The 13,234-nt window shown below is 67.7% G+C and carries 25 protein-coding genes; 1 reads left to right on the top strand and 24 read right to left on the bottom strand.

Annotated elements, in window-relative coordinates:
• Positions 1–51: 51 nt before the first annotated feature.
• The 21 genes from ACWFRF_RS20705 to ACWFRF_RS20605 form a co-directional block, all read right to left on the bottom strand.
• On the bottom strand, positions 52–294 hold the full coding sequence (locus ACWFRF_RS20705) for a hypothetical protein (protein ID WP_452451686.1): 243 nt from the start codon (positions 292–294) through the stop codon (positions 52–54).
• Positions 291–602, bottom strand: coding sequence for a hypothetical protein (locus tag ACWFRF_RS20700; protein WP_452451684.1), 312 nt, complete (start codon positions 600–602; stop codon positions 291–293). The genes ACWFRF_RS20705 and ACWFRF_RS20700 overlap by 4 nt, the downstream gene beginning before the upstream one ends.
• Entirely contained in the window at positions 599–736 is a 138-nt protein-coding gene (locus tag ACWFRF_RS20695) for a hypothetical protein (protein WP_452451682.1), read from the bottom strand. The genes ACWFRF_RS20700 and ACWFRF_RS20695 overlap by 4 nt, the downstream gene beginning before the upstream one ends.
• A complete protein-coding gene (locus tag ACWFRF_RS20690; RefSeq protein WP_452451680.1) occupies positions 733–1,095 on the bottom strand; it encodes a hypothetical protein in 363 nt (120 codons plus the stop codon). Before ACWFRF_RS20690 ends, ACWFRF_RS20695 begins: the two co-directional genes overlap by 4 nt.
• Positions 1,092–1,319, bottom strand: a complete 228-nt coding sequence (locus ACWFRF_RS20685) for a hypothetical protein (protein WP_452451678.1) — start codon at positions 1,317–1,319, stop codon at positions 1,092–1,094. The genes ACWFRF_RS20690 and ACWFRF_RS20685 overlap by 4 nt, the downstream gene beginning before the upstream one ends.
• On the bottom strand, positions 1,316–2,533 hold the full coding sequence (locus ACWFRF_RS20680) for a hypothetical protein (protein WP_452451676.1): 1,218 nt from the start codon (positions 2,531–2,533) through the stop codon (positions 1,316–1,318). Before ACWFRF_RS20680 ends, ACWFRF_RS20685 begins: the two co-directional genes overlap by 4 nt.
• Positions 2,534–2,583: 50 nt before the next feature.
• A complete protein-coding gene (locus ACWFRF_RS20675; RefSeq protein ID WP_452451674.1) occupies positions 2,584–2,811 on the bottom strand; it encodes a hypothetical protein in 228 nt (75 codons plus the stop codon).
• Entirely contained in the window at positions 2,808–3,854 is a 1,047-nt protein-coding gene (locus ACWFRF_RS20670) for a DNA translocase FtsK (protein WP_452451672.1), read from the bottom strand. The genes ACWFRF_RS20675 and ACWFRF_RS20670 overlap by 4 nt, the downstream gene beginning before the upstream one ends.
• Positions 3,851–5,005: a hypothetical protein gene (locus ACWFRF_RS20665; RefSeq protein WP_452451670.1), complete on the bottom strand. Its 1,155-nt coding sequence runs from the start codon at positions 5,003–5,005 to the stop codon at positions 3,851–3,853. The genes ACWFRF_RS20670 and ACWFRF_RS20665 overlap by 4 nt, the downstream gene beginning before the upstream one ends.
• A complete protein-coding gene (locus ACWFRF_RS20660; RefSeq protein ID WP_452451668.1) occupies positions 5,002–5,850 on the bottom strand; it encodes a PD-(D/E)XK nuclease-like domain-containing protein in 849 nt (282 codons plus the stop codon). Before ACWFRF_RS20660 ends, ACWFRF_RS20665 begins: the two co-directional genes overlap by 4 nt.
• Positions 5,847–6,107 (bottom strand): WhiB family transcriptional regulator, encoded by a 261-nt coding sequence (locus ACWFRF_RS20655; RefSeq protein ID WP_452451666.1) that lies wholly within the window; start codon positions 6,105–6,107, stop codon positions 5,847–5,849. The genes ACWFRF_RS20660 and ACWFRF_RS20655 overlap by 4 nt, the downstream gene beginning before the upstream one ends.
• Entirely contained in the window at positions 6,104–6,577 is a 474-nt protein-coding gene (locus ACWFRF_RS20650) for a hypothetical protein (protein WP_452451664.1), read from the bottom strand. Before ACWFRF_RS20650 ends, ACWFRF_RS20655 begins: the two co-directional genes overlap by 4 nt.
• Positions 6,577–6,804, bottom strand: a complete 228-nt coding sequence (locus ACWFRF_RS20645) for a hypothetical protein (RefSeq protein WP_452451662.1) — start codon at positions 6,802–6,804, stop codon at positions 6,577–6,579. The genes ACWFRF_RS20650 and ACWFRF_RS20645 overlap by 1 nt, the downstream gene beginning before the upstream one ends.
• Positions 6,804–7,073, bottom strand: coding sequence for a hypothetical protein (locus tag ACWFRF_RS20640; RefSeq protein ID WP_452451660.1), 270 nt, complete (start codon positions 7,071–7,073; stop codon positions 6,804–6,806). The genes ACWFRF_RS20645 and ACWFRF_RS20640 overlap by 1 nt, the downstream gene beginning before the upstream one ends.
• A complete protein-coding gene (locus ACWFRF_RS20635) occupies positions 7,070–7,327 on the bottom strand; it encodes a hypothetical protein (RefSeq protein WP_452451658.1) in 258 nt (85 codons plus the stop codon). Before ACWFRF_RS20635 ends, ACWFRF_RS20640 begins: the two co-directional genes overlap by 4 nt.
• Positions 7,324–7,638, bottom strand: coding sequence for a hypothetical protein (locus ACWFRF_RS20630; RefSeq protein WP_452451656.1), 315 nt, complete (start codon positions 7,636–7,638; stop codon positions 7,324–7,326). The genes ACWFRF_RS20635 and ACWFRF_RS20630 overlap by 4 nt, the downstream gene beginning before the upstream one ends.
• A complete protein-coding gene (locus tag ACWFRF_RS20625; protein WP_452451654.1) occupies positions 7,635–7,937 on the bottom strand; it encodes a hypothetical protein in 303 nt (100 codons plus the stop codon). The genes ACWFRF_RS20630 and ACWFRF_RS20625 overlap by 4 nt, the downstream gene beginning before the upstream one ends.
• Positions 7,934–8,263 (bottom strand): hypothetical protein, encoded by a 330-nt coding sequence (locus ACWFRF_RS20620; protein ID WP_452451652.1) that lies wholly within the window; start codon positions 8,261–8,263, stop codon positions 7,934–7,936. The genes ACWFRF_RS20625 and ACWFRF_RS20620 overlap by 4 nt, the downstream gene beginning before the upstream one ends.
• A 70-nt stretch (positions 8,264–8,333) precedes the next feature.
• Positions 8,334–8,594: a hypothetical protein gene (locus ACWFRF_RS20615; protein ID WP_452451650.1), complete on the bottom strand. Its 261-nt coding sequence runs from the start codon at positions 8,592–8,594 to the stop codon at positions 8,334–8,336.
• On the bottom strand, positions 8,591–8,773 hold the full coding sequence (locus ACWFRF_RS20610) for a hypothetical protein (protein ID WP_452451648.1): 183 nt from the start codon (positions 8,771–8,773) through the stop codon (positions 8,591–8,593). Before ACWFRF_RS20610 ends, ACWFRF_RS20615 begins: the two co-directional genes overlap by 4 nt.
• Complete coding sequence (locus tag ACWFRF_RS20605) at positions 8,770–9,006, bottom strand: helix-turn-helix domain-containing protein (protein ID WP_452451646.1); 237 nt, start codon at positions 9,004–9,006, stop codon at positions 8,770–8,772. The genes ACWFRF_RS20610 and ACWFRF_RS20605 overlap by 4 nt, the downstream gene beginning before the upstream one ends.
• A 130-nt stretch (positions 9,007–9,136) precedes the next feature.
• Here ACWFRF_RS20605 and ACWFRF_RS20600 point away from each other — a divergent pair, with 130 nt between their 5' ends.
• Positions 9,137–9,400, top strand: a complete 264-nt coding sequence (locus ACWFRF_RS20600; RefSeq protein ID WP_452451644.1) for a helix-turn-helix domain-containing protein — start codon at positions 9,137–9,139, stop codon at positions 9,398–9,400.
• A gap of 312 nt (positions 9,401–9,712) precedes the next feature.
• Here ACWFRF_RS20600 and ACWFRF_RS20595 read toward each other — a convergent pair whose 3' ends face one another.
• From ACWFRF_RS20595 to ACWFRF_RS20585, 3 genes are read right to left on the bottom strand one after another with little or no spacing between them, the layout of a single operon-like run.
• Positions 9,713–11,101 carry a recombinase family protein gene (locus tag ACWFRF_RS20595; RefSeq protein ID WP_452451642.1) on the bottom strand — a complete coding sequence of 463 codons (1,389 nt, stop codon included), beginning with the start codon at positions 11,099–11,101 and terminating at the stop codon, positions 9,713–9,715.
• A gap of 29 nt (positions 11,102–11,130) precedes the next feature.
• On the bottom strand, positions 11,131–11,796 hold the full coding sequence (locus tag ACWFRF_RS20590; RefSeq protein ID WP_452451640.1) for a GntR family transcriptional regulator: 666 nt from the start codon (positions 11,794–11,796) through the stop codon (positions 11,131–11,133).
• Positions 11,797–11,838: 42 nt separating this feature from the next.
• The gene (locus tag ACWFRF_RS20585; protein WP_452451638.1) at positions 11,839–13,197 is read right to left on the bottom strand and encodes a hypothetical protein; all 1,359 of its coding nucleotides are present in this window, start codon (positions 13,195–13,197) and stop codon (positions 11,839–11,841) included.
• Positions 13,198–13,234 lie beyond the last annotated feature (37 nt).

Raw genomic sequence — 13,234 nt, 5'->3', positions numbered from 1 at the left:
TGCCGGGCCGGATATCCGCCGGGTATCTGGAGTTCGGCTGGGAAGAACGGGTTAGCCACGATCAACCTCCTCGGCAGTCATGGCGTCGGCGAGGCGGCGCAGGCCGATCAGCTGGGACTCGTCTGCGAGCTTGATCACGAGGTACGCGAACGCGTTGAGCACCTCGGGGACGTAGACGTGCGGGGCGATGGCGGCGAACGCGACCGGGTCGCCGCGGTGGACGGCTTCGACGATGGCGACGACGTCGCGCATGGCGTCGCGGTGCTCGCCGGTGAGGTCGGCGGGGAACGTCATCGCTCCCCCAGCCTGCGCATCGCGGCGTCGAAGTCGGACTGCTTCGCCGCGAGATCCTGGTTCAGCGCGTCGATTTCGGCGAGCAGCGCGGGCGCGGCGTTCGCAGCCCACGCCATGTACTCGGCGACTGGGCGGGCCCACGTGCACAGCGGGCCGGTGATGGCATGACTGGGAACTCCACAGCCGCAATGGCATTCGATCGCGATGCCGCCTTGCTCGATGACGAGCTTGGTGGTGGTGGGGTCGATCGCGATGTCGAGCAGTCGGCGGCCCTCGGCGATCAGGTCGGTCAGGTCGGGGGCGGTCACCACTCACCGCCCAGGTTCTTGCCGCGGGGCTCGATGGTGACGAGGGACCGGCCGTAGCCGCAGTGGTCCGGCGGCAGGCACGACACGCTGTAGCGCGTGATGGTGATTACGGGATCGGGGATGGGCGTGGTCATCGCGCATCGTCCTTGGCGGTGGCCGCGGTCGCTGCGGGGGCGAAGATCGTCGCGTCGACCCGTGTCGGCGCCTCGTCGGTGACGAGCTCGAAGTCGCGGCCGGTGAGGCGCTCGGCCGTCATGGTGGTCGGCTTCATCTGCTGGGTGCCGGCCGCGGTTGTGCGGGACACGGTGCAGGTGACCGAGCAGACCGTCGTTGACTCGACGATGCCGTATCCGGGCCGCTCGTAGACGCCGATGCTCTCGACGATGAGGTCTCGGAACTCGGCGCGGTTGGCGTCGCGGTAGTGCTCGCCCAGCCGCACTGTGCGGCCCTTGGCGGTCGTGAATTCCGTTGCGTGCTGGGTGTTTTCGTTCATCGGTCCTGTTCCTTACGTTCCTGGGCTGCTATCGCCTGCTGTGCTCGCAGGCTGGGGATTCGTTCGGCGTAGTCGGTGACGTCGCGGGGTCTTGGTCGGTGGATCGGGCAGGCTCGCATCACGTCGGCGTCGGGCGGGGACAACCAGCCGTTGCGACAGTTCGGGTCGTGCCAGTCGGCATCGGGCTCGTCGTCGAGCTCGTCGCCGCTGCGGTCGCGGATCACGGCTCGACCTCGGGGACGGCGCCGGGCCGCTTGGCGGCGAGGGTGGCTCGGACAAGCGCGGATCCTCGTTTGGCGCGGTCGACGGTGTCGGGGTCGTGATCACACACCGCGGTTCCCCGGTACCCGTCGTCGTCGCACAGCGCGCAGTCGGCGACCTCGCGGGCACGGTCCTCGGCGGCGGCGATCCGGGCGTCAGCGTCTCGCTCAGCCCGCCACCGGTCCCGCTCGGCGTCCCACGCTGCCCGTGCTCGTCGGGCTTCGCCGCAGGGACCGCACGGGGCGGTCGTCGGGTTGTCGAGGTGCTCGGGGCAGCGCACGGGCGGGACGGCCCGGGCAGCCTCGGCGGCTTTGGCGGCGAGCCGGTCGCCCTCGGCGGCTTCGAGGATGTCGCACTCGGGGCAGCCGGACACTCGTCCGTCGGGGTGCTCGTCGTGGAATCGCTGAGGGGTGGGGGTGGTGTCCGTTTCGGCGGGCGTCGCCAAGTGAGTTACCTCGCCGGGGTGACCACCATCGGGGTATGTGGCTGGGGCAGGGGCAGGGGCAGGTAGGGAGGCGACCCCCTGATGAACCCCCCTATGGAGCCCTTCGGTTAGGGGGTAATCGAAGGGGTAACCGATCCCCTGATCGACGGGGTAACCGACCTCCTGATCGAGGGGCGAACCGATCCCCTGGTCGACCCCTTCGGTAACCCCTTCCGAAACCCGCTGTCCGATGGGCTGAGCGACGGGCTCACCGAGGGGGTACGTCGCCGGGTCGATCGCCGTGCGGTCGAGCAACGCAGTCACCACGTCGCGACCCCACCCCTTCGACTCGGGGCGGTCTGCGTAGAGCCGCTTCAGCTCGTGCACGACCACACCGCGCAGAACACTCGAGGCGATCCCACCGAACGCGATCGACATGCTCACCGCGACGTTCGGGTTCTTGAGGATGTCGTCATTGCGGATGAAGCTGCGCAACAACGCCTCTTCCGAGTCCTCGTCGATGACGACGTACAGGGTGCGCACGAGCTCGGCCCCGGCCTCGACGACTTCGCCGGCAGTCCAGCCGTGCGCGTTCGCGGCGATCCGGCCGGGCCGCCAGTCGCAGACACCGGCATAGCTGAGGCTCGGGCTGGTCAGCAGCACGAAGTACAGGTGCTGCGCTTGCGGCGACAGTGCCCGGAAGTGGTCGTCGGACCAGATCCGTAGCCAGATCCGTGCATGCTCGCGTGCCACGCTCGTGGCCTCCTCTCGATAGTGGTGGGTCTTCATGTCGTCGCCGGATCTCATCCACCCGGGGATGCGTGCCGGGCGTCGATCCGGTCGGCGAGATCGCGCAGGGCGCGGGCGAGTAGCGCGTCGTCGACGTTGCGCTCGTTGTGGATCTCCTGGGCGCACAGTGCGTCCGGATCCGCGGGGTCGTTGCCGATGAGCACGACCGCGCACCGGTTGCGGATCGCGGCCACGATCAGCACCTCGGCCGCGTCTCGGGGCATGGATACCGGCGAGCTCACGACTCCCCCTCGGGCTCCGGCTGCTCGCCCTCGGTACCGATGTCCTTGTCTCGCAGCGCGGCGAGCAGCGCGTCGAGCTGGTCGACAGGCACGAGCACATCGCGCAATGGCGACTCGCCGCGCGGGGCGACGATCCCCGCGGTTTCCATCTGCTCGATGAGCCGAACGGCCTTCGCGTACCCGATGCGCAAGCGCCGCTGCAACATCGACGACGAGCCGAACTGTGTGCGCACGACCGCCTCGACAGCGGTCAGGAACAGGTCGAGATTGGTGGTCTCGTCGAACTCGACGGCGTCGATACTCACCGGATTAACCGCGGCCGCGACCATTTCCGAGCGAGCCGCCGCCTCCATCGCGGGCAACCGCTGAGTCCATCCACGCGCCCAGTCGGCCATCTCGCCGCGCTGGTTCTCGGTGATCGTGCGCGGCATGATCAGGCCTAGAAAGCTCTCGCCGCAGCGCACGAGCAGGGCACGCGCACCCTCGTGTGCCTCGATCTCGAGCGCCTTGCTGTAGGCGTTGCCAGCGGCTCGGAAACGGGCGATAGCGTCGCCGCCGAACATCATGTCGGTGGGCACGATCTCTGGCGACGTGTGCTGTTTGTGGACCATGCCCGGGATCGAGCACAAGGTGCCACCATCAGTGGGCATACGCGGGATGGTGAGCGCGCGCCCGTCGACTAGGCCCGAGCAGTCGGTGATCGTAAGCCGGTCCGGTCCGACGTCGAGCCGCAACATCAACTCGGGTTCGTCGGCCTTGTCCTTGCCGCCGGGGTGGATGCGCAACAGCTTCTCGACATCGCCGGGCGAAAGGTCGACGGTGACCGCGGCGTCGGGGCCGGGGCCATCCCAGATCGACACGATTGCCAGACCGGCGGTGTACATGTCGGTCGCGATCACGGTGACGTGCTCGTGGTCGATCGTCAGCCGGATGCGGTGCACGGTGGAGATGTCCTTGTCGGCGCAGGCGTGCACGCGTACCGAGGTCAGTGCCTGCCGGAAGTCGCAGGTTCCGACCTTGATCGTGTAGTCGATGGTGTTCACTCAGCACCCCCGGCGGTCTCGTCTGCGGGCGGGCCCGTGAGGTTGTCGACGAGCAGACCGGAGATCCGGTCCGCGTCGGCCGCGGTGAGGTGGTGCAGCACGGTGATCTCGCGCCCGGCCTTGTCGGTCAGGTACTCGTAGATCTGGGCGTCGTCGGTGAGGCCGTTCTCGCCGAGCAACTCGCCGAGGCGCTTCAGCTGCGCGTCGGTCGCGGCCAGGTTGTCCACTTTCTCGCCCTCATTCGAGGCGCTCTCGTCCGCCTTCCCCTGCTTCGGCTCAGCCGCGGCGCGACCCCGGGGTGCGCGCTTCTGGCGGCCGGTGCCGGTGATCTCAGCAGCGGGCACCCCCGCCTCTGGAACCTCGTCGGCCGAGAACTCGTCGCCGACGGTGGTCTCGCCTCTCTTGATCGACGAGTAGATGACGCCGAGCTGCCCGACGTCGTGACCCGACCAGATGTTCGACGAGCGGCCGAGCTTCGCCTCGAGCTGGCTTGCCGTCACCCCGATCGCGTCATACAGCGCGATGGCGTCGGCGATGCGCTGGGCGATCGGTTTGCCGTTCGCGCCACCGGTTTCGAGGGTGCGGTCGCAGTTGGCTTTTGCCTCCTCAACGAACCATGCGGGCAGCACCGCGAGGATCTGTTCGCGCAGTCTTCTCGCGCCCGCGTTGGCGTTGTTCTCGTAGATGTCGCGCGTCGAGGTCAGCTTGCGCGAAGCCCCGCCGCTGAGGTCGCGGATATGGGGGACGATGAACGTGGTCGAGGCCCTTGCGTTGGTCTGCATATCCCATGCATGGGCGAGCATCTCGGACTCGGCTTTGTCATCGTCACGGCGCAGTTCCTTGATGCCGTAGTCCACGTTCCCCCAGCAGCGCGCCAGCTCACGGGCGAGGTGGATCGAGACGCCGGTGACGTTGCCGTCACCACCGCCGCGGTTGTAGCGGAAGTAGGCGCGGCTCGCGACGGAGGTCTGTGCGGTGGCGTCGCGCATTTCCTGCACGGCCAAAGCTCTGTTGCGGGGGCGCTGCTGGGCGACGGTCACCGCGGCTTGCACCTCGGCGACGGCGCGAGACTGTTCGATGATGGTGGCTTGCGAGGTGATCGACTGCCGGGCAACGGCGTCGGTCGGCTGGTAACGGTCAGGGTGGGTCATAGTGCGAGCAGCTCCTCAGCTCGGTAACGGGTCCATGCGGGGATAGAGACGGTCGGGATTTCGTTGCTGTCGTCGGGCCACACGTCGGCTTCCATGCAGTCGGCGAACATCTCGATGGCGCGGCGGTTGCACCGGCGGCCGAGCTCGACGTCGGCGGCATCGATGCGGGCGATCGTGATCCGGTAGGGCGGTGTCTTGCGCTGGTTGATGAACACGAAGTCGGACACCTTGATGCCGAGCACGAGCAGCCCGTCGACGTAGAACGGCTGCTGCATGAAGTAGCCGTACTCGCCGGCGCTTTTGCCGAAAGCGCGGCGACCGCTGGACTTCGACGTCTTGTAGTCGACGACGATCCATCGGCCGTCGGGCAGGCGAGTCAGCCAGTCCAGGCGCAGCCGTAGCCGCGCGCCGGTCGGCTTGTCGATCCACCAGCCCGAGAGCTCGGCGTCTCCCTCGGCGAAGTAGGCCCCGGCGAGCTCGTGCTCGAGAGCGACCTGTGCCATATCTCGGGCTTGCTGGTCGTCGCCGATAAGGATCGGCACCCGCCCGGCCGCGCGGATCTCCTCGCGCGCCTGCCGGGCATCCTTCGACCGCCAGTCCGGTGCGTCGACTACGACGAGCTCGGCGCCCTTGCCGAGCACATACAAATGCGCGGCGTGCCCGAAGTCGTAGTCGCTCTTCTCGATCCGCGGCTGATTGCGGAACTCGTTCGGGCTGTCGAACAGGATCGTGCGCGCCCCCGACGAGGACAGCGCGGTGCGGTCCGCGTGGTAGACCTCGTCGGGAACGTCCGGGTACAGACCCATGTCGGGGTAGCCGGTGTCGCCGATCAGTGCCAGCGTCATGCACTCACCGACTCGGCGAGCTCGACGGAATTCAGCCAGTCATGCAGCGCCTCACGCTCACGCGCGATCGGCATGTTGAACCCGGCCCAGATCCCGAACCGCTCTTTGCCGTCGCGAGCGAGCTTGCCGCACGCCACGCGCACCGGGCACTCGGCGCAAACCTGCTTCGCCCGCTTGGGCCCGACCGTCTCGCCCGCGGCTGGCCACCACAGTTCGGGATCGGTTGTGCGGCATGTTGCGCCGATGATGTCGCTCACGGCTGCTCCCCCTCGACTACCTGCACGAGCTTTTCCGCGACGGCGTAGGGGATGCCACTACCGGGTATGTGCAGCAGCCACGCACCGCGCAGCTCCTTCGCCCACACCCGCGCACCGGCTGCGAGCACACCGACGGGCGTATCGATGTCCTCGATCGCCTCGACGAGCTGCTTGCCGGGCGAGCCGCCGCGCTGCTGCCGCCCGTAGCACGAGCTGCACATGCCCTTCGCGTGCTGGCGCACGTGCCCGATGCCGTTGAGCTTCGACATCGGCCGTAGACACACCGAGCACGGCGTCGTGACGCGACCAGTGCTCGACGCGGTCAAGCCGAGCATCGCGAGCAGGTCGGCCGCGTCAGCAGCGTCGGTGGCGTGACCGCAGACAGTGAGCACCGCCGCGCGCCGGTCGTCCTCGGTGAGCTCCTCGACCTCGCCGATCGACTCCTCACCGCGCAGGTTCGTGTCGCGCATCAGAACGGCACCTCCTCGGCCTCGAACCGGATGACGAGGCCGTCGTCGTAGGCGTGAACGGTCATAGAGTCGTGCTTCGGCAAAGTGCCGAACGCCGCCTTGTAGTCATCGAGGGCTTCGTCGATTCGCTGCTGTAGCTGCGCGATCGGGATGCCGGGGCCGCCGAGGTTGGTCACCCCGTGTGCCTCGTACTCGTAGCGGCGGATCAGCCGGATTCGTGCGGGCATCAGGCAGCTCCCCACTGTTCGTCGATCCACTGGTCGTGTGCCCGGTCCCATTCGGCGCCGGGATCGTCCTCGGCACTGGGGTCGCATTCGATGCACCCGGTGTCGTCGCACCCACACGGCCCGTCGAACGGAAACTCGACGGGGAATGCGGCAGCGTGGGCCTTGGCCTTGAGGTAGTCGACGGCAGCCGTGCCGCCGAAGAGAACGAAGACGCCGATGAACGCGCCGCCGAGGATGGCGACCTGCACGACGTGCGCGAGCGGGCTCACTGCTCGCCCGCCTTCATTCCGGCGAGGCGGGTGACCGCCACCGCGAGCAGTGCGCCCAGCAGCTCGGCAGGCCACCGTTGGATCGCGACGTGGATCACCGCGTCGTAGTGCTTGAGCGAGTTCGCGGCATGTCCGCAGTCGCAGGTTGTGGTGCTCTCGATCAGCTTGTCGAGTTCCCGCGCGGCTGAGTCGTGCGAGCCTGCGACGGCCTCCCAGCTCTCGCCGTAGACCGTCTCATCGGTTCGTCGGGTCATGACACAAGCTCCTGTCGGGTGAGGGTGGCGCGCAGGGCCGCGCGGGTACGACGGGCCCGATGGATTCGCCTACGCAGGCGCGTTTTCGTGTGGTCGGCTTCGACCAGGCGCTGAATCGCCACGGCGAGCACGGCCGAGAGTCGTTCGGAAGTGCTGGTGGACAGGTAGTTCGCGATCCCGGCGAACTCGGTCGCGGGGTCGACGTTGCGGCCGGTCGTGGCCGCGACCAGGAAATCGAGCGTCTCGCCGGTGAGGGCGTAGACCTCGGCGAGCTCGGCGGTGAGCTGCTCGGCGATCGGGTCGGCGCTCATCGCGGCACCGCACCTTCACCGGCGCAGTCCTCGCAGCGGGTCAGCCCGCCACGATCGAACCGGATCAGGCCACGCCCGGAGCACGGGTCGCAGATCTTGTGCCCGCCGGCCTGCTTGCCGGTCGCGACTGCAATGGCGGCGTCGAGCTGGTCGCGCAGAATGGTGGCCTGCTCCGTTGGCAGGTGCCAGCTCATCCCGGCCCAGCTCTCGCCGACCGAAACGATGATCCTGTCGATATGGGCGAAGTACTCGGTCTTGAGGGGGCCGTGAACCGAGAAACTCGGAATGAAGTCGCTCATCGCACACCAGCCAGCGCGAACTCCAGCTCGTGAGCGGGGCGGCCGTCAGTGATGGCGAGCAGCTCGTCGCGACGCAGCGGCAACGTGGGAGGGTCGTCGACGATCTCGGCGTCGATCACCTCGACGTCGACGATCGGCAGGGTCAGCGTCGGCGCATCCATGGCGGCGACGACCGCGGTCTGCCGGGCGACGGACGACGGGTAGGCGGCCAGCTTTTCGGCTGTGCCGTCCTCGTCGGCGAGCCGGGCGCGGATGGCATCGACGGTCAGGGTCGCGTGTTTCGGCGCGCGGCCGAACAGCCAGGCGGTGAATTTCGTGACGTGCACTAGGATCTCCTGTGTTCTGGTTGGTTACTGGGATCGCGTCCGTCGAGTGGCTGCTCGGCGGACGCATTGGTTACTGGGCTGGTGGCAGGTCGCCCGACGCGGGGATGTACGGATCACCCGCGTCGGGCGACGGGATCCCACGGTCGGAGCCGTGAGACATTTCGGGGCGGACCGCCGCACACGACGCGCATACAGCCAGCAAGGCGAGCGCGAGGTACACGGGCGATTCCCACGTCAGGGCGCACCACAGGATCACGACGCTGCCGAGCGGGACGCTGGCGCGAGCGAGATCAGTGGCGAGGGCGAAGGTCTGGCGTGTCGAGTGCTTCATGCGGCGGCGCTCGGGGTGCGCGGAGTAACGACGATCCCGGCGAACGCGCGGCGAATGACGTGCTGCTGCGCGGCGGTCAGCGGCGGGAACTCGGCCAGGCGTGCAGCGATCCACGCGGCCTTGCGTGCCTCATAGTCGGCGGCCGCTTTGCGCGAAGCGGCCCGCTGGGCGGCATTCATTTGGTGCCGTCCTCGGCCAACGACGGCACCAGGTCCTTGGACTCGATGTCCAGCGCTTCGGCGAGCGCGATGACCTGGCCCGTGTCGATACGCGTCGCAGCGCAACGCTCGATCCGGTTGATCGCCCACACGCTGACACCGGCAGCATCGGCGAGCTGAGCTTGAGTGAGGTTGCGATGTCTTCGCGCCGCTCTCAGCTCAGCTGCGAGGTGCTCCACGCGAGAATTGGTCATATCGCCAAGTTACCGCGCCACATGACCAAGTGCAAGGCCATCTTGCCAATAACTTGCTAGGCGCGCCCACGGCACAGTCACAGGTGGGAGAGCTTGCAAAATTGGCCTATCGGCCCCCAGAATTGGCGATATGGAAAACAGTGACAGCGAAGGCGCCCTGCTGCCACGTGCGCATCGCGCGGTCGCCGCCCAGCTCAGGGCAGAGCGCGCACGACGAAACATGCGCCAAACGGAGCTAGCGAGTATGACCGGGATTCATGTGTCCACGCTCAGCAAGATCGAGCAGGGCAAGACCACCATGTCGTTCGATCAGCTATTCCTGATCGCGAAGGCCTTCGAGATGGAGCCCGGCGACTTTCTCAACGCCGCGCAGCGGGAAGCGAGCCGCGAGTAGATCCGACGCGGGCACGCCGCGAACGATTGCCGCAGCAACCATGTCGGCTGGCGAATGCTCGCTGGTATGTAGGCCTGTCGTCTGACCCATCTCACTCACCCCGTTGTGCGCAAAGCGTGTCACCATCGATCACGGACCCCGACCATCCGCTCAAGTTCCGACTCGACGCAAAACAGCGGGGGGGGGGGCGCCCTTTGCCTCCTCGTCACCCTTCGCATGTGGTGCGGGTCAATGGTTCCTTCGAACATACACGCGAGTCCGAATTGCCGGAATGCCATCCGCGAAAGTCCAGCAACCGCAACGTAATTCATCCTACGGTTCGCGCGGAGTCACCCTAATTGATTCCGGCTGGAAGCGAACCCCCTGCCGCGTCGGCTCGATCTCGATCAACATCAGCGCCGAAATCACTGCGCGGCAACGCGACAACCCACCCTCACTCTCGCGCAGCTTCGTCCACGCGGCCAGCACATCGACATCAGGTCCGATCAGGCCCTCGAAGAGTTGCACGCGCGCCGAGTCCGCCATCGCTGATTCCGCTTTCGCCAACCGCGCCTTCGCCTTCTCCGTGCCAGTGCGCAGTTGCTCGCGCGTGATCTCATCCGCGACAAACGCACTCGCCAGCTCCGTCAGCTTTGTCGAGGCGCTCTTCGCCTCGCGTCGAAGCGCGTCGAGGTCGACCTGCTCGCGGTCGACGAGCAACTCGACCGCATCCGGCTGCGAAAGGCGCCCGATCACAAGGCCATCGATCAGGTCGTCGACGGCTACTCGCTTGCGACTGACCTTCATGCATCCATCGGCACGACACGAGTACTGCGAATGCGATCCGTACACAGGCGATTTGCACGGACCGCACCGGGCAATGCCGCTCAGCAGATACTTACGCGACCGGTCGGGGCCGCGTTTGTCGCGGGCTGGGTCGCTCAGGATTTCGTGCGCGGCCAACCAGACGTCCTCGGAGACCAGCGCGGGAAACGCATCGCGCTTGACGATTTCGCCGAGGTGCACGAGGTGCCCGGCGTTGCGTGGGTGCGACAGGTAAGCGCTCACCCGGGTGCCGTTCCACTCTCCACCGACAGTCGTCTTCACGCCCGCCGCGCGCCAGGCTCGGGCGATCGCGGAAGACTTGATGCCGGCCAATAGATCGTCATAGGCAGCCACGGCGAGCGGGGCCTCGACTGGATGCAGGGTGTAGTCAGCGTTGCGGCCGAAAGACCTCGTTGCGCCCCACGGCTTACCCGCCTCGGCCCGCTGCTGGTGCTGGAGCTTCTGGCGCGCGGACTTGCGCTCCATCTCGGCTTTCGCCACGGCCGCCTTGATCCTCGCGAACAGTCGACCGCTGTCGGTGGACAAGTCAGCGTCGCCACCGCATGTGTTGAGCACCAGCCCGTCTCGCTCGGCCAGGTCGATCAGATGCTCAAGCTCGACCGGCTTGCGGTAGAGCCGGTCGAGATCGAGGGCCACGACGCCCTGGATCTTGCCGGACTCGATGTCGCGGACCATGCGGTCGTACGCGGGGCGAGTGCCCTTGTCGGGGCCGCGGCGCTTGCCGACTGTCGCCGAGACATCGTTGTCGACGTACTCGACGATGTCGGTCCATCCCCGATTGGCGCACAGCGCAAGGCACTCTTTGCGCTGGCGGGCGATGGCCAGACGGTCGTCACGGGAATCGAGAGACTGCCGTAGGTAGATGGCAATGCGCATCCCAGCAACATACCTGTTTGGTCAAGCTGTTAGCAGATACCGAGTTTCAGGTATGTTTGCTCGCCGTGCCTGCGGAGCGCGGTCTCCGCCCGCAGCGGGTCGTTGGTCTCCAGCGCGGCGAGCAGTTCCTCATGTCGGCGCACACCTTCGCGCCGGGCGCCCACCTCGGTTTCCTCACGGAGATTGCGTGCCATCGCGAGCTGTAGCTTCACCAGGATCTGCTCGTACACGAGGTCCAGTTGCCGATTGCCCGCCAGCGCGACGATTTCGGCGTGGAAGCGGCGGTGTGCGTCGTCGCGGGCGACCCAGTCCCTGCGCCGGTCCGCCGCGGTCAGTTCCGCGAGCGCCGCGCGCACCCGCCCCAGCCGCAGGTCCGTACTCGGCAGGGCGACGGTCACCGCGTGCTGTTCCAGCGCCCGCCGCACCTCGAACAACTCGACGATGTCGCGCGCCGACCACACCACGACCCGATACCCACGCCGCGGCAGATGCTCGACGAGGCCCTGCTCCGCCAGGCGCCGCAGCGCCTCCCGCACCGGCGCCCGACTGATCCCGAGCCGCGCGCACAGGGCTTCCTCGCCTACCCGCTCCCCCGGCGCCAACGCGCCGCTGAGAACCTGCGCGCGCACGTGCTCAGCGGTCATCTCCACCAGACTCGCCGGGAGATCGGTCGAATTCGATGCGGCTGCCGTCATGAGTCGAGTCTACGAACAGCGACCGGGGTGGTGCCGACGCCGCTAGACCAGGCGCAGGCTGTCGATCATCTTCTTGGCCTGTTCGGCGGTGAGTTCGCCGGTGGTGCCGCGGTCGACGAGGATGGTCAGGACGAGAGTTGTATTCGCGGCGTTGCGAAAGCCGAAGGTGTAGACGGAGTAGGCATTCGCGGTGCAGCCCGGGATCTGCGGGGTCCACGGGCCCGAGGTCTCGACGAATTGGCCGCTGATTCCGCTCTGGGTCTTCAACGACGTCGGCGCGCTGATCTTTCCGCCGGTCGGGTCCGAATATCCCCCTGCCGCGGCTATTTTCGCGACACTCTTCGCCGCGGCCGCCGCATCGGTCTCGGTGGTCGAGGTCACCGCGGCCATGGCGCGATACACCGAGCCGGGGCAATAGTTGGCGCCCTCGGTCGCCTGACCGCGACCGTCGATCGCGCCCGTCGCATTGGAGAACGACATGGTGTCGCTCTCGGAGTGGAGGGTCCAGGCCGACGGCACGTCGTAGGCGACGCGATAGGAGGCGATGAGCACGCCCTTCGAGCCCGGCGCGAGCGGTGCGGTACTGGTGCCCGACAGTGGTCCTGATTTCGTCGTGGTGGTGGACGTGCTCGCCGAGGTGGTGGACTCGTCCGAGGAGCTGGCAGCGAACCCGACGGCGACGGCGACCCCGATCACCAGCACGACGACCACCGCGATCGCCGCGATGATCGCGCCCGAACCGCTATTGCGCCGCGGTGGAGGCGAATACTGCTGTGGCGCATAGCCGTGCGGCTGCTGGCCGTACGGCGGCTGCTGGGCGAACTGACCCGGTCCGAACTGGGACCCGTACGGCTGCTGACCGATTCCGGGCTGAGACGCATAAGACTGTCCGCCACCGGACTGCGCCGCATACGGGTTGTGACCCGCCCCGGGTTGCTGCCCATACGCCTGCTGACCGCTTCCCGGCTGGGCCGCATACGGATCGTGGCCCGCCCCGGGTTGCTGCCCGTAGGCCTGCTGCCCGGTCCACGGTTGTCCGACCACTGTCGGCGGCGCGAACGGGTGCTGCCCGCTCCCCGGCTGTCCCACTCCGGGCTGCTGCCACTGCTGCCCGGTCCCGTGTTGCTGCCCGTACGGCTGCTCGCCCGTCCCCGGTGGTGCGAATTGCTGTCCGAACACGGTGGGGGGCGCTATCGGATGCTGCCCGCTTCCAGGGTGATTCGCTCCCGGCTGCGGGGTGGCGGTGGGTTGCGGGCCATCTTGCGGTCGGGGGGTCGACTGCTCGGCCGGGTTGCCGGGCGAGCGCAGGATGGTGGGGTCGGCGGGGGGTTGTGCGGCGGGGTCAGGGGTGGGGCCTGACATTCCGGGCGCCTCCCACCACCGATCACTGTCGTTTGCCACGGCCCGTCCTTCCTCGCCATCTGCCTCCACGACCATC

The sequence above is a fragment of the Nocardia sp. NPDC055165 genome, assembly GCF_053606985.1.
The sequence above is the reverse complement of the archived record's forward strand: the minus strand, read 5'-3'. Positions and strand labels throughout refer to the sequence as shown.